Annotated in this window: 11 protein-coding genes; 10 read left to right on the top strand and 1 reads right to left on the bottom strand. The window is 73.8% G+C overall.

Annotated elements, in window-relative coordinates:
* Window positions 1-98: 98 nt before the first annotated feature.
* Window positions 99-1040, bottom strand: coding sequence for an ABC transporter substrate-binding protein (locus ACIPRD_RS26140; RefSeq protein WP_356399923.1), 942 nt, complete (start codon window positions 1038-1040; stop codon window positions 99-101).
* Window positions 1041-1492: 452 nt separating this feature from the next.
* On the opposite strand from ACIPRD_RS26140, the gene ACIPRD_RS26135 reads away from it, so the two are divergent.
* The 10 genes from ACIPRD_RS26135 (at window position 1493) to ACIPRD_RS26090 (ending at window position 14449) form a co-directional block, all read left to right on the top strand.
* Entirely contained in the window at window positions 1493-2350 is an 858-nt protein-coding gene (locus tag ACIPRD_RS26135; RefSeq protein WP_401566391.1) for an amino acid ABC transporter permease, read from the top strand.
* Window positions 2347-4107, top strand: coding sequence for an FAD/NAD(P)-binding protein (locus ACIPRD_RS26130; RefSeq protein WP_401566388.1), 1761 nt, complete (start codon window positions 2347-2349; stop codon window positions 4105-4107). Before ACIPRD_RS26135 ends, ACIPRD_RS26130 begins: the two co-directional genes overlap by 4 nt.
* 227 nt (window positions 4108-4334) lie before the next feature.
* Entirely contained in the window at window positions 4335-4502 is a 168-nt protein-coding gene (locus ACIPRD_RS26125; protein ID WP_401566385.1) for a hypothetical protein, read from the top strand.
* Between the two features lie 305 nt (window positions 4503-4807).
* The gene (locus ACIPRD_RS26120) at window positions 4808-5710 is read left to right on the top strand and encodes a S1 family peptidase (protein WP_356399931.1); all 903 of its coding nucleotides are present in this window, start codon (window positions 4808-4810) and stop codon (window positions 5708-5710) included.
* A 297-nt stretch (window positions 5711-6007) separates the two neighbouring features.
* The gene (locus ACIPRD_RS26115) at window positions 6008-7090 is read left to right on the top strand and encodes a S1 family peptidase (RefSeq protein WP_401566382.1); all 1083 of its coding nucleotides are present in this window, start codon (window positions 6008-6010) and stop codon (window positions 7088-7090) included.
* A gap of 201 nt (window positions 7091-7291) precedes the next feature.
* On the top strand, window positions 7292-10768 hold the full coding sequence (locus tag ACIPRD_RS26110) for a DNA polymerase III subunit alpha (RefSeq protein WP_401566379.1): 3477 nt from the start codon (window positions 7292-7294) through the stop codon (window positions 10766-10768).
* Window positions 10765-11739, top strand: a complete 975-nt coding sequence (locus tag ACIPRD_RS26105) for a DNA polymerase thumb domain-containing protein (protein ID WP_401566376.1) — start codon at window positions 10765-10767, stop codon at window positions 11737-11739. Before ACIPRD_RS26110 ends, ACIPRD_RS26105 begins: the two co-directional genes overlap by 4 nt.
* Before the next feature lie 352 nt (window positions 11740-12091).
* On the top strand, window positions 12092-12955 hold the full coding sequence (locus ACIPRD_RS26100; protein WP_356399939.1) for an alpha/beta fold hydrolase: 864 nt from the start codon (window positions 12092-12094) through the stop codon (window positions 12953-12955).
* 355 nt (window positions 12956-13310) lie between these two features.
* On the top strand, window positions 13311-13760 hold the full coding sequence (locus ACIPRD_RS26095) for a GNAT family N-acetyltransferase (RefSeq protein WP_401566472.1): 450 nt from the start codon (window positions 13311-13313) through the stop codon (window positions 13758-13760).
* 53 nt (window positions 13761-13813) lie between these two features.
* The gene (locus ACIPRD_RS26090) at window positions 13814-14449 is read left to right on the top strand and encodes a class I SAM-dependent methyltransferase (RefSeq protein ID WP_356399941.1); all 636 of its coding nucleotides are present in this window, start codon (window positions 13814-13816) and stop codon (window positions 14447-14449) included.
* Window positions 14450-14559: the final 110 nt, after the last annotated feature.

Raw genomic sequence — 14559 nt, 5'->3', positions numbered from 1 at the left:
CGAGAGCCCCGAACGACGTGCGCGCGCCGTGGCGGACCACGACGCGCGCTGTGTGCAACGGTTCTGACGCGACCTCAGGCCCGGGCGGGCCGCAGCCGTCAGTTCTTGAGTTCCGGCGGTGAGATCCGGGACGTGCGGATCGCCGACGCCGTCGTGCCCCACTTCCTCAGGATCCGGTCGTAGGTGCCGTCGGCGATCAGGCGGTCGACCGCCGCCCGGAAGGCGGGGGCCAGCGGGGTGCCCTTCTTGAAGGCGAAGCCGACGTCGAGCCGGTGGTACTCGTTGAGGAACTTGAGCCCCGGCTGCTGGGCGACGGCGTAGCGCAGCCCGTTGATCGTGGACATCACGACGTCGCTGCGGCCCTGCTGGACCGAGGACCAGATCGCGCTCTGCTCGGCGTACGTCTGCACCTTGTATGGCTTCTCGCCGGCGTCGGAGCACACGTGCGCGTTCTCCTCCAGCGTGGCCTCGAAGGTCGTGCCCGCGCCGGTGGCGATGTTCAGTCCGCAGAGCTGCTTCAGATCGGTGATCCGGGACAGCTTGCTGTCCTTGCGCGTGGCGAAGCCCTGGCCGTCGTTGATGTACGTGACGAAGTCGATCGTCCTGCGGCGCTCGTCCGTGACGCCGAAGTTGCTCGCGCCGACGTCGTACTTGCCGCTGTCCAGGGCGGGCAGGATCGCCTCGAAACTCGCCTGGTCCACCGTCAGCCGCAGCCCCAGGACCCTGGCGACGGCCTTGGTGAAGTCGACGTCCTGGCCGGTCAGGGTCTTCCCGTCGGCCAGGTAGGTGGTGCCGGGCGGGGTGCCGCCGACGCTGACGGCGACGGTGAGGTGCGAGACGCCGGCCGGCAGCAGCCGGGCGGCCGCGCCGTCCTCGCGGATCGCGGACACCACGTCCCTGGTCGGCACCGCGCCGGGCCCGGCCGCCACACCGGCAGCGTCTGTGCCCGTGCCGCCGCCCGAACCGCACGCGGTGAGGAGGAGCGCGGCCGAGGTGATGACGGCGAAGGGCATGAGAAGTCGATAGGTCTGCTGATGCATCGGTAAGCGGTCTCCTGAGGCGGACAGAAGGCGAGCCGTGCGCGAGGGGAGGTGTGCGAGAGCCGTGCGCGAGGGGAGGGGGCGCGTGTGAAGGCGGCGAAGTCGGGCGTGGTGAACGGGAGAAGAAGGAGAGCGCTCAGGGTGCCCGCCTGCCGCGGCGGGCGTACAGCGGGGTCAGCTCAACAGGAAGAGGACCACACACGACCGAAGTCGATGTGGGAGCGGGTGACCAGCCACTGCTGTGGATGCATGGGGCAAGTGGAACAGGCGACCGGTTCCGCGTCAACCGAGTCCAGGCCAACGGCTCACTGTATGGACAACCTTGACAGCGGACCGAAGTCAGCCCGTACTCTCGACGGGCGGCCCTGCTGAGGGGCTCGGCCGCGTCCGCGCCCCAGGGCGCCCGTGTGCAGGCACCACCGTGTTCGACTCTCGTGTCACGGAGCCCTCGCATGTCATCCGACACCCTCGCCGAGATCCCCGCCGCACCTCCCGCTCCCGGAGGCGCGGACGCCCTGCCCGTCGTCCCGCGCCGCCGGCTGGGACAGTGGGCCGCCGCGGCCGCCGTCCTCACGCTGCTCGGGCTCGCGGTCGACTCGGTGCTGCGCAACCGGGCGTTCCAATGGGACGTCGTCGCCGACTACTTCACCTCCGACTCCGTGCTGCGCGGGCTGTGGCTCACGCTGTGGCTGACCGCGGTCGTCGTGGTCCTGGGCTTCGCCCTCGGCACGCTGATCGCCACGTTCCGGCTCTCCGCCAACCCCGTCCTGCGGGCGGTCGGCTGGGGGTACGTCTGGCTCTTCCGGTCCATCCCGATCCTCGTGCAGCTGCTGCTCTGGTTCAACATCGGCGCGCTGTACCCGCGGGTGCTGGGGGTCAGGACCGTCGATCTGCTGAGCCCGGTCGCCGTGGCCGTCGTCGGCCTCACCCTGCACGAGGCCGCCTATGCCGCCGAGGTCGTCCGGGGCGGCATCCTCTCCGTCGACCGCGGCCAGATCGAGGCCGCCCAGGCGCTCGGCCTGAGCCGGTGGCAGCGCTGGTGGCGGATCGTGCTGCCCCAGGCCATGCGGGCGATCGTGCCGCCGGCCGGGAACATGCTGATCGGCACCCTCAAAGGCACCTCGATCGTCAGCGTCATCGCCGTCGAGGACCTTCTCTTCTCGACCCAGTTGATCTATCACCGCACCTACCAGGTCATTCCGCTGCTGATGGTCGCCACCCTCTGGTACACCGTCGTCACCTCGGTGCTCGGGGTCGGCCAGTACTACGTCGAGCGGCACTACGCGCGGGGAACGGAGTCCGCCCGATGAGACCGCAGCTGGTGATCGTGGGAGCCGGTCCGCGGGGGACCGGACTGCTGGAGCGGATCGCCGCCAACGCCCCGGACCTGTACGCCGGTTCCGGCCTCGACATCCATCTGGTCGACCCCCATCCGCCGGGCGCCGGCCGTATCTGGCGGCAGGCGCAGTCGCCGCTGCTGCTGATGAACTCGCACGCCGAGGACATCACCATGTTCACCGACGACACCGTGCCGATGGACGGCCCCGTGCGCGAGGGCCCCACCCTGCACGAGTGGGCCGGCCTGGACGGCCGCACGTTCGCCGACCGGCAGGTCCAGGGCCGCTATCTGCGCTGGATCTATGACCGGTCCGTCGCCGGGATGCCGCCGGGGGTCGCCGTCTATCACCACCCCCGGCGCGCCCTGCGGATCAGCGGGCCGCGCGAGGGGCGCCAGCAGGTGTGGCTGGAGGGCCGCCCGCGCCCCCTCCTCGCCGACGCGGTCGTCCTCGCCGTCGGCCACCTCGACGCCGAACCCGACGCGGAACAGCGGGAGCTGGCGGCCTACGCCCGCGCGCACGGCCTGGTGCACCTGCCGCCCGACTTCACCGCCGACAGCGACCTGTCCGCGCTCGAACCCGGCGCGCCCGTCATCGTGCGCGGCTTCGGTCTCGCCTTCGTCGACCTGATGGTGCTGCTCACCGAGGGACGGGGCGGACGGTACAAGGGCGACCTCTACCTCCCCTCCGGGCGCGAGCCGGTGCTGTACGCGGGCTCACGGCGCGGGGTGCCGTACCGCGCGAAGATCGGCTACGACTGGACCGGGCCGCGCCCGCCGCTGCCCCGCTTCTTCGGCCCCGAACAGGTCAAGGCGCTGTCGGCCGGTCCGGACGCCCCCGACTTCCGGCGCGACATCTGGCCGCTGGTGGAGAAGGAACTGGGATTCGCCCACTACCACCGGCTGTTCACCGCCCACCCCGGACGCACGGCGATGGACCGGCTCCGCTTCGAGGAGCGGTACGCCGCCGCGGCCGGCCCCGCCGAGATCGCCACGCTCGTCGCCGCCGCCGTGCCCGACCCCGCCGACCGGCTCGACCTCGCCGCGCTCGACCGGCCCCTGGACGGGGTGCGCCACGCCTCGCACGAGGAGTTCCAGGAGGGGTTGCGCGGCCACATCGAGGCCGACCTCGCCCGCAGGCACGACCCCGGGCACAGCGCGGACCTGGGTGTCTTCCTCGGACTGCTCTCCGTCTACGGGCAGTTGACGCGGCTCGGGGACATCGGCTCCTGGTGGCACGGCTTCTTCAGCTACCTGGCGTCCGGGCCGCCCGGACCCCGGCTGCGGCAGATGCTCGCGCTGTCCCGGGCCGGGCTGCTGAAGTTCGTCGGCGCCGGCATGACCGTCGGCGCCGCGGACGGGGTGTTCCGGGCGGCCAGTCCCACGGTGCCGGGGTTCTCGGTCACGGCACGGGCACTGGTCGAGGCCCGGCTGCCCGAGCCCACCCTGGCGCGGGTGCGCGACCCCCTGCTGCGGGACCTGCACGCCACCAGGGGCGCCGCCGGGACCCCCGACGGGCTGCTGCGGGTCGACCCCGGCGACGGCCGTGTCCTCGACGGCGCCGGACGCCCGCATCCCCGGCGCTTCGCGCTCGGCCCCTTCACCGACGCCCGCACCGCCGGAGCCTTCACCAGACCGCGCACCGGCGGGCCCGCGTTCCGCCAGAACGACGCCACCGCCCGGGCCGCCCTGGCCCTGCTGCGGGACCTGGCGCGGCACGCCGCGGCCTGAACTCCCCGGGCCCGCACGCCGAGGCGCGCACCGGACACCCCCTGGGCCGAGGGCCGTCCGGCGGGTCGACTTCCGGACATTCCCGGCCACCGGGCGGCCGGCGGGGGCACGGTCCGGCTCGCCGACGGCGCGGCCGACGGGCTCACCGCGGCCGGGCCGCCCTTCTCCGGCACGGTGCGGCTCACCGCCGACAGCGGCCCGGAGCGCGGGTCACGGGGTCGCGTCCGGTGAGAAACGGCTGGTCGCCCTCGTCCGCGAAGACGTCCTCGGGGGGGCGGTCCGGCGACGCGGACGGCCGGGAGCGCGGACTCGTCCTCGCCGGGGAGTTCCCGGCGCCCGGCAACCCGCCCGGCAACCCGCCCGGGAGCGCCGCCGAGGCGGGGCGCGAGGCCTGATCCGGCGTCAGGAGCCGGACGCGTCCTGCCAGGTCGGGGCGGGTGCACGGCGAGACGGGGCGACCGGGGGCGCGCGGGTGGTGAGCGCGGGGGCGTACGGGCGGCGCGGCCGGCGGCTCACAGGTGGTTCAAAGGTTGACGGCCGAAAGGCACCCTTGTGCCGACCGGCCGTTCGACCGAATACTCCCCCTCAGCGCTTGTCAGGGGCATGAGTTGTCCGGAATCCGGTGCACCTCTCCTCCCCTGGCTGCGCCTCACGGGCCCCGACCCCACGCGGGCCCCCGACTTCCCCTGGGAGGGAACGAGTGAGGATCAAGCGCACCACTTCCCGCAGCGGCGTTGCCAGACGGACCCAGCTCATCGCCGTGGCCGCCGGTCTCCTGGCCGCGGCGGCGGTCACCGTCCCCACCGCGAGCGCCGGCACCACCCCCACGTTCAGTGCCAACCAGCTCACCAGCGCCAGCGGTTCCGTGCTCAAGGCCGACGTCCCCGGCACCGCCTGGGCCGTGGACGGCAAGAACAACCGCGTCGTCGTCACCGTCGACAGCACGGTCTCCCAGGCGGAGATCGCGAAGATCAGGCAGCAGGCGGGCGCCGGCTCCGCCGCTCTGGTCATCAAGCACACCCCGGGCACGTTCAAGAAGCTGATCTCCGGCGGCGACGCCATCTATGCGAGTAGCTGGCGCTGCTCCCTCGGCTTCAACGTCCAGGACTCCGCGGGCAACTACTACTTCCTGACCGCCGGCCACTGCACCGACGGCGCGGGCACCTGGTGGGCGGACTCCTCGCACGCGACCACGCTCGGCACCACCGCCGGTTCCTCCTTCCCGGGGAACGACTACGGCATCGTGCGCTACACCAACAGCTCGGTCACCAAGTCGGGCACGGTCGGCAGCCAGGACATCACCAGCGCGGCCACGCCGTCCGTCGGCACCACCGTCACCCGCCGCGGCTCCACGACGGGCATCCACAGCGGCACCGTCCAGGCGCTCAACGCGACGGTCAACTACGGCGGCGGCGACGTCGTCTCCGGCCTCATCCAGACCAACGTCTGCGCCGAGCCCGGGGACTCCGGCGGCCCGCTGTACGGCGGCACCAGGGCCTACGGCCTGACGTCCGGCGGCAGCGGCAACTGCAGCTCCGGCGGAACGACCTTCTTCCAGCCGGTCACCGAGGCGCTGAGCGCCTACGGAGTCCACGTCTACTGACGCAGAAGGATCCCTCCGGCCCGTCCCGGGCGGACCGGTGACAGCACCGTGCCCCCGTGCGCGTTCCTCGCGTGCGGGGGCACTCGCGTGCCCGCGTGCTTTCGGCCACGCACCGCTGAACGGCGCTGTCCATGCGTGGGTTACCGGGACGTAGTGTTTGCACCGCGAATGTTGTGTGCGTCTTGGGCACGACCTTGTGCGTCCCCTGTGCGGTTCGGAAGAGTGAGCGCCCGTCAACCAGCCTTCCGGTCCGGAAGCCCCATCAGTCCGGGCCGACCCCCCACAGGAGGACGTGAGTTGAAGCACCGACGCATACCCCGGCGGCGGGCCGCACTGGCCGGAGCGGGAGCCGCCGCGCTGATCGCCGCGGGTGTCACCTTCCAGACTGCGAACGCCAGCGAGCCCGCGAAGTCTCCGCAGCAGCCGCGGACCCTGTCCGCCCCGGCGGCCGGAAAGCTCGCCTCGACGCTCGTCCGGGACCTCGGTTCCGGCACAGCCGGCAGCTACTACGACGCCGGGTCGAAGCGGCTCGTCGTCAACGTGCTCGACGCCGCCGCCGCGAACGCCGTCGAGGCGGCCGGCGCCCAGGCCAAGGTCGTCACGCACTCGCTCGCCGCGCTCGACGGCGCGCGCGCCGCGCTGAAGAAGGACGCGACCGTCCCCGGCACCTCGTGGGCGGTCGACCCGGTCACGAACAAGGTCGTCGTCACCGCCGACCGGACCGTCTCCACGGCCGAGTGGACCAAGCTCGGCACGGTGGTCGACGGGCTCGGCGGCAGAGCGGAACTCAAGCGGTCGAAGGGGGAGTTCAAGCCCTTCGTGGCGGGCGGCGACGCCATCACCGGCTCGGGCGGGCGCTGCTCGCTCGGCTTCAACGTGGTCAAGGGCGGACAGCCGTACTTCCTGACCGCCGGGCACTGCACCCAGGCCATCTCCAGCTGGTCGGACTCCTCCGGGAACGTCATCGGGCAGAACGCCCAGTCCAGCTTCCCGGGCAACGACTTCGGTCTGGTCAAGTACACCGCGGACGTCGCCCACCCGAGCGAGGTCGACCTCTACAACGGGTCCGCCCAGCAGATCACCGGCGCGGCCGACGCCACGGTCGGCATGCGGGTGACCCGCAGCGGCTCCACCACCCAGGTGCACGACGGCACGGTCACCGGGCTGAACGCCACCGTGAACTACTCGGAGGGCACGGTGAGCGGTCTGATCCAGACCGACGTGTGCGCCGAGCCCGGCGACAGCGGCGGCTCCCTGTTCTCGGGCAGCAGCGCCGTCGGACTGACCTCCGGCGGCAGCGGTGACTGCACCTCCGGCGGGGAGACCTTCTTCCAGCCGGTCACCGAGGCGCTGTCGGCCACCGGATCGTCGATCGGCTGACCCGCCCGCCCCTTCGGAGAAGTCCCGTCCCGCCTCGCCGCGGGGCGGGACTTCTCCGTGTCCGGGGCAGCCCGCGGGTGCGTTTGCGCAGGTGGGAGGGGGGAGAGCCGTTGTCGTACGCATGTTCGGGAATGGAGGTATGGTGGTGAAGGGAACAGATGTTCGAGAGTCGTACGGGGCTCACGAGTGCGGGAGGTGTGTGTGCCGGGTTTCGCGCATCTGCGCACCGTCTCCGGGTTCTCCCTGCGCTACGGCGCCTCGCACCCGGAGCGGCTGGCCGAGCGCGCCTCCGAGCGGGGCATGGACGCCCTCGCCCTCACCGACCGCGACACCCTCGCCGGCGCGGTGCGCTTCGCCAAGGCCTGCGCCGGGGCCGGGGTCCGTCCGCTGTTCGGCGTGGACCTGGCGGTGGCCGCCCCGCCGCGCCGGGACGGTGCCGTACGGCCGGCGGGGGAGCCTTCCGCCCCGGCGGAGCCGGGAGCCACCGGGCGCCGCCGCGCCCCGGTGCGGGGCGGTGCCTTCGTCGACGAGTCGGCGCCCCGGGTGACCTTCCTCGCCCGCGACGGCGCCCGCGGCTGGGCCGGCCTGTGCCGGATCGTCACCGCCGCGCACGCGGCCGGGGGCACCCCCCTGCTTCCCTGGGACCGCCACGAGGGGGACGGGCTGACCGTGCTGCTCGGCCCCGGTTCCGACGTGGGGCGCGCGCTCGCCGCGGGGCGGCCCGACCGTGCCGCCGTACTGCTCGGGCCCTGGCGCGAGGTCTACGGGGACGCGCTGCGCCTCGAAGCCGTCTGGCACGGCCGCCCGGGAACGGGGGCCGGGTCCCTGCGGCTGGCCGCCCGCACGGTGGGGTTCGCCGCCGAGCAGAGGATCCGGCCGGTGCTCACCAACGCCGTCCGGTACGCCGACCCGGGGCAGGGGCGGGTCGCCGACGTCCTGGACGCGGCCCGCCGGCTGGTGCCCATCGACCCGCGCGGGGAGCTGGACTCCGGTGAGGCGTGGCTGAAGGACGAGCCGGCCATGCTGCTGGCCGCCGAGCGGGTGGTGGAGGCGGCCGGTTTCCGGCAGGGCACCGCCCACCGGCTGCTGGAGCAGACCCGGGCCACGGCCGCGGAGTGCCTGGTCGACCCCGAGGACGACCTCGGCATCGGTTCCGTGCACTTCCCCGAGGCGCGTCTGGTCGGCGCCGGCCGGCGCACCGCCCAGCGGGCGCTCGCCTCGCGGGCGGCGGCCGGGATGGTGCTGCGCGGCCACGCGGGCCGCCGGGAGTACTGGGAGCGGATGCACCGCGAGCTGGACATCATCGCCCACCACGGCTTCGCCTCCTACTTCCTGACGGTCGCCCAGGTCGTGGACGACGTACGGAGGATGGGGATCCGGGTGGCCGCGCGCGGATCGGGCGCCGGCTCCCTCGTCAACCACCTGCTCGGCATCGCGCACGCCGACCCGGTCGAGCACGGGCTGCTGATGGAGCGCTTCCTGTCCAAGGAGCGGATCGCGCTGCCGGACATCGACATCGACGTGGAGTCCGCGCGCCGGCTGGAGGTCTACCGCGCGGTCATCGGCAGGTTCGGCACCGAACGGGTCGCGACCGTCTCCATGCCGGAGACCTACCGTGTCCGCCACGCCATCCGCGACGTCGGGGCCGCCCTGTCCATGGACCCGGCCGAGATCGACCGGGTGGCCAAGTCCTTCCCGCACATCCGGGCCCGGGACGCCCGCGCCGCGCTGGAGGAACTGCCCGAGCTGAAGCGGCTCGCGGGGGAGAAGGAGAGGTACGGCAGGCTCTGGGACCTGGTCGAGGCCCTGGACGCCCTGCCGCGCGGGGTCGCCATGCACCCGTGCGGGGTGCTGCTGTCCGACGCCTCGCTGCTCGCCCGTACGCCGGTGGTGCCGACCAGCGGTGAGGGGCTGCCCATGTCGCAGTTCGACAAGGAGGACGTGGAGGACCTCGGGCTGCTCAAGCTGGACGTGCTGGGGGTGCGGATGCAGTCGGCGATGGCGCACGCCGTCGCCGAGGTCGAACGGGTCACGGGCGAACGGCTCGACCTGGACGCGCTGCCGCCGGGGGACCCGGAGACGTACCGGCTGATCCGGTCCGCCGAGACCCTCGGCTGCTTCCAGATCGAGTCCCCGGGACAGCGGGACCTGGTGGGGCGGCTCCAGCCCGCCACGTTCCACGACCTCGTCGTCGACATCTCCCTGTTCCGGCCCGGTCCGGTCGCCGCCGACATGGTGCGGCCGTTCATCGAGGCACGGCACGGGCGGGCCCCCGTGCGCTTCCCGCACCCGGACCTGGAGCGGGCGCTGAAGGACACGTACGGCGTCGTCGTCTTCCACGAGCAGGTCATCGACATCATCGCCGTCATGACCGGCTGCGGGCGCGGGGAGGCCGACCAGGTGCGGCGCGGCCTGTCCGACCGGGAGACGCAGGGGCGGATCAAGGTGTGGTTCGCGCGGGCCGCGGCGGACAACGGGTACGACCCGGAGACGGTCCGGCGCACCTGGGAGATCGTCGAGGCCTTCGGCTCGTACGGCTTCTGCAAGGCGCACGCGGTCGCCTTCGCCGTGCCGACCTACCAGTCGGCGTGGCTGAAGGCGCACCACCCCGCCGCCTTCTACGCCGGGCTGCTCGCGCACGACCCCGGGATGTACCCCAAGCGGCTGCTGCTGGCCGACGCGCGGCGGCGCGGGGTGCCGGTCCTGCCGCTGGACGTGAACGTCTCGGGCGTCACCCATCGGATCGAACTGGTGTCCGAGAAGGGGGCGTGGGGACTGCGGCTCGCCCTCGGCGACGTGTACGGCATCGGAGAGGCCGAGGCGCGGCGGATCGCGGACGGGCAGCCGTACTCCTCGCTGCTGGACTTCTGGGAGCGGGCCCGGCCGAGCCGGCCGCTGGCCGGACGGCTCGCCCAGGTGGGCGCGCTGGACGCCTTCGGCGCCAACCGCCGGGACCTCCAGCTGCACCTGGCCGAACTGCACCGCGGCGGCCGCGGTGGCGGCGGCGGTCAGCTGCCCCTGGCCGGCGGCCGGCGCACCGCCCCCGCCGGTCTCCCCGACCTGTCCTCGGCCGAGCGGCTCAGCGCCGAACTGGGCGTGCTCTCCATGGACGCCTCACGCAATCTGATGGACGACCACCGGGAGTTCCTCGACGAACTGGGCGTGACCTCGGCCCGCCGGCTGCGGGAGGCCGCGCACGGGCAGACGGTACTGGTCGCGGGCGCCAAGGCGGCCACCCAGACCCCGCCGGTCAGGTCCGGCAAGCGGGTCGTCTTCAGCACGCTGGACGACGGCACGGGCCTCGTCGACCTCGCCTTCTTCGACGACTCCCACGAGGCCTGCGCGCACACCGTCTTCCACTCCTGGCTGCTGCTGGTGCGCGGAGTGGTGCAGCGGCGCGGCCCGCGCAGCCTGAGCGTGGTCGGGTCGGCCGCCTGGAACCTCGCCGAACTCGTCGAACTGCGCGCGGAGGGAGGCCTGGACGAGGTGGCCGCCCGGCTGGCGGCACCCGTCGCGCCGGGCACGGGCGAGGATCCGACGGGCGGCCGGCGGATCCATCTGCCGACCGGGTACGACATGCACCCCTGGGCCGACCTGCGGCCCGCGGGCGAGGGGACCTCCCAGGGTCCCGCGGCGGCGAGGAAGCTGTGGCACCGGAGTCCGGGGAGTGCGGGATGACCGTTCTGTGCGTGCGTTTCCGGCTGCCGCCGATGTACGAGGCGGCACTGCCCGGACTGCTCGGGCTGCTGGAGGAGTTCACCCCGGTCGTCCAGGCGCTGCCCCCGGACGGGGCGCTGGCCGATCTCCGCGGCGCCGAGAGGTACTTCGGGCGGAGCGCGGTGGAACTGGCCTCGGTGATCCGGGTCCGCTCCCTGGCGCGGTACGGCGTCGACTGCGCGATCGGCGCCGGGCCGGGACCGCTGCTGGCCCGCGTGGCGCTGCGCGCCGCCCGCCCCGGCGCGACCTGCGCCGCCCCCGAGGACCCGGACGCCGCGGCGGAGTTCCTCGCGCCGTTGCCCGTCTCCGTGCTGCCCGGCGTCGGCGCCGCCACCGCCCGCGTCCTGTGCGAGTACGGCCTGGACACCCTGGGCCGCGTCGCCGCCGCGCCGCCGTCCACGCTCCAGCGGCTGATCGGCGCGAAGGCGGCCCGCGAGCTGCGCGAGCGGGCGCGCGGGACCGACCGCGGCCGGGTCGCCCCGGACGCCGTCTTCCGCTCCCTGTCCGCCGAACGCTCCTTCGGCCTGGACGAGCTGGACCCCGCCAGGCATCGCAGGGCGCTCCTCGGCACCGCCGAGGACCTGGGCGCCCGGCTGCGCGCGGCGGAGAAGGTCTGCCGCACCGTCGCCCTCACCGTGCGCTACGCCGACGGCTCCGCCACGACCCGCAGCCGCACCCTCCCGGAGCCGACCGCCCACTCGGCGGCCCTCACCAGGGCGGCCTACGGGATGTACGAGGCGCTCGGCCTCCAGCGCGCCCGGGTCCGCGCCATCACCCTGCGCGCCGAGGGCCTCGGCTCCGCGGGCCACGCCTCCCGCCAGCTGACCTTCGACCCCGTGGACGAGAAGGTCCGCCGTATCGAGGAGGTCGCCGATCGCGCCCGCGCGAAGTTCGGCCCGCGCGCGGTCATGCCGGGGACGCTGGCGGCCTGATCCCGCGCCCCGGCGGCCGGATCCCGCTCCCCGGCAGGACGTCCGCCCGGGAGGGGGACACGCGCGGGACGCCGGCCGTGTCGTCCGGCGGGCGGGTGCGCGCGGGGCATGCGACGGGCGGGTGCGCGTGTTGCGGGAGGGGCGGGTGAGGATCGTCCCCTATCGTCCGATGAAGCCCGCCTGGTGACGATCTTTCAGGTCAACTCATGATTCCGGCCGTTAACCGGAATTTTTTACCGACGCGTAACTTCACACGTCTGCTACTCGCCCGTAACTTGACGAGTGAAACAGCATCCTCGTGATCCGGATCACAGGGCCCCCACCTCCCCTTGAGCCGCAAGGAGATCACCCGATGCTGCCCTGGAAGCGAGTGCTCAGACCCCTCGTCGCGCTGGCCCTGACGGCCGCCGTCGCCGCCGTACCCGCCGCCACCGCGCACGCGGCCGCCGCCGCACCCAGCACCGGCTGGAACGACTACTCCTGCAAGCCGTCCGCAGCCCACCCCCGCCCCGTGGTCCTCGTCCACGGCACCCTGGGCAACTCCGTCGACAACTGGCTGTCCCTCGCCCCCTACCTGGAGGACCGCGGCTACTGCGTCTTCTCCCTCGACTACGGCCAGCTGCCCGGCGTCCCCGTCTTCTACGGCCTCGGCCCCATCGACAAGTCGGCCCAGCAGCTGTCCGACTTCGTGAACAAGGTCCTCACCGCGACCGGCGCCGCCAAGGCCGACATCGTCGGCCACTCCCAGGGCGGCATGATGCCGCGCTACTACCTGAAGTTCCTCGGCGGAGCGGCCAAGGTGAACGCCCTCGTCGGGCTCGCCCCCGACAACCACGGCGCCACCCTCAGCGGTCTCACCAACCTGCTGCCGTACTTCCCCGGCGCCGAGGACCTCATCAAGGCCACCACCCCGGGCCTCGCCGACCAGCTCCCCGGGTCCGCCTTCCTCACCAAGCTCAACGCGGGCGGGGACACGGTCCCCGGGGTGCACTACACCGTCATCGCCACCCAGTACGACGAGGTGGCCACCCCCTGGCGCAGCCAGTTCCTGACCGGCTCCGACGTCCGCAACGTCGCGCTCCAGGACCTGTGTTCGCTCGACCTGTCCGAGCACCTGGCGATCGCCCTGTTCGACCGCATCGCCTTCCACGAGGTCGTCAACGCCCTCGACCCGGCCCACGCCACCGCCACCACCTGCGCGTCCGTCTTCAGCTGACCGCCGGCGGGACCCGCCCGGCCTGAGCCGCCGGACGGGTCCCGCCGTCGTACGCGCGTCCCGGGGAGGGGGTGACCGGGAACAGCCACCAGGAAACCGTGGAATCACCCGCGCGGGGCGGCCGGAAGCGATCTTTATGGTCGCCTTAAGGTCCTGTTCGGACTGTGCTCAGGCTGTGCGCGCGCCATGCCCGCACCGTGCCGGCACCGCGGCCGCACCGTGCCCGCGCGGCCGGCGCGCGCGGCCGGGTAGCGTGCCCCGCATGGACATCGGGGACACCGGCACCGGCACCGGCACCGGCACAGGTACTGGCACTGACACCGGCACCGGGAACGGCGGACGCGCCGGGGAGCTCGTGACCGGGCAGGTCATCCGGGCCGCCGTCGCCGCGGACGTGCCGGCCGTGCGCGCCGTGACCGACGCGGCCTACCGGCCGTACATCGCGCGCATCGGCGTGGTGCCGCAGCCCATGGAGGCCGACCACGCCGCCGACGTGGCCGCGGGCCGGGTGTTCGTCACCGGAGACCCCGTCACCGGCCTCGTGGTGGTCGAGGAGTTCCCCGATCACCTCCTACTGGACAGCATCGCGGTCCACCCCGGCGCCCATGGCGGCGGCGTCGGACGCCGGCTGCTGCGCTTCGTCGACACGCACGCGCGGGCGCTGGGCCTCGGCGAGGTCCGGCTCTACACGAACGCGATGATGTGGGAGAACCAGCGGATCTACCCGAAGTACGGCTACGAGGCCGTGGAGCGCCGCGTCGACGGGCCCTACGACCGGATCCACTACCGCAAGCGGCTCGGCTGACCGCCGGCCCCGGCCCGCCCGGCGATGTCAGTGGCGGGTGCCACCGTGGAGGCATGACGGAGCGGAACGAGCAGAGCGAGCACGCGCACACGAACGCCACCGGTGCCGCGGTGGACTGGGACGCGGAGGCCGCCGCCTTCGACGAGGAGCCCGATCACGGCCTGCGCGCCCCCGAGGTGCGCGCCGCCTGGGCGGCCCGGCTCCGCGGCTGGCTGCCGGAACACCCCTGCGACGTCCTCGACCTCGGCTGCGGCACCGGGAGCCTCTCGCTCCTCGCCGCCGCACAGGGCCACCGCGTCACGGGTGTCGACCGTTCCCCCGCCATGGTCGAACGGGCCCGCGCCAAGCTCGCCGGGCGGGACGCGACGGTCCTGCGCGGCGACGCCGCGGCCCCGCCGGTCGCGGAGGGCAGCCAGGACGTCGTCCTGGTGCGCCATGTGCTGTGGACGCTCGCCGAGCCGGGCCGGGTCCTGCGGCACTGGCGGACCCTGCTGCGGCCCGGCGGCCGGTTCGTCCTGGTCGAGGGGGTCTGGGGCACCCTGAGCCCGGTGGGCATACCCGCGGACCGGCTCGCCGCGCTGCTGGCGCCGCTCGCGCGGGACACGCGCGTCGAGCGGCTCTCCGGCGACCCGCTGCTGTGGGGGAAGGCCGTGACCGACGAGCGGTACGCGGTCCTCGCGACCCTCTGAGACGCCCGGGGGAGCCGGGGCCGCCGGGAGACGCTCCCGCGCTCCCGGCGGCCGTGCACGGCGGGAGACGCATCCGCGCTCCCGGCGGCCGTGTACGGCGGGAGACGCCC

The sequence above is a fragment of the Streptomyces sp. NPDC090108 genome, from assembly GCF_044747185.1.
Taxonomy (GTDB): Bacteria; Actinomycetota; Actinomycetes; order Streptomycetales; family Streptomycetaceae; genus Streptomyces.
This window is presented reverse-complemented; position numbering and strand designations above follow the sequence as displayed.

Bases quoted from the DNA above. Each gene is read 5' to 3' on its own strand.
- ACIPRD_RS26090 (WP_356399941.1), top strand. From the start codon at position 13,814: ATGACGGAGCGGAACGAGCAGAGCGAGCACGCGCACACGAACGCCACC.
- ACIPRD_RS26135 (WP_401566391.1), top strand. From the start codon at position 1,493: ATGTCATCCGACACCCTCGCCGAGATCCCCGCCGCACCTCCCGCTCCC.
- ACIPRD_RS26100 (WP_356399939.1), top strand. From the start codon at position 12,092: ATGCTGCCCTGGAAGCGAGTGCTCAGACCCCTCGTCGCGCTGGCCCTG.
- ACIPRD_RS26105 (WP_401566376.1), top strand. From the start codon at position 10,765: ATGACCGTTCTGTGCGTGCGTTTCCGGCTGCCGCCGATGTACGAGGCG.
- ACIPRD_RS26130 (WP_401566388.1), top strand. From the start codon at position 2,347: ATGAGACCGCAGCTGGTGATCGTGGGAGCCGGTCCGCGGGGGACCGGA.
- ACIPRD_RS26140 (WP_356399923.1), bottom strand. From the start codon at position 1,040: ATGCATCAGCAGACCTATCGACTTCTCATGCCCTTCGCCGTCATCACC.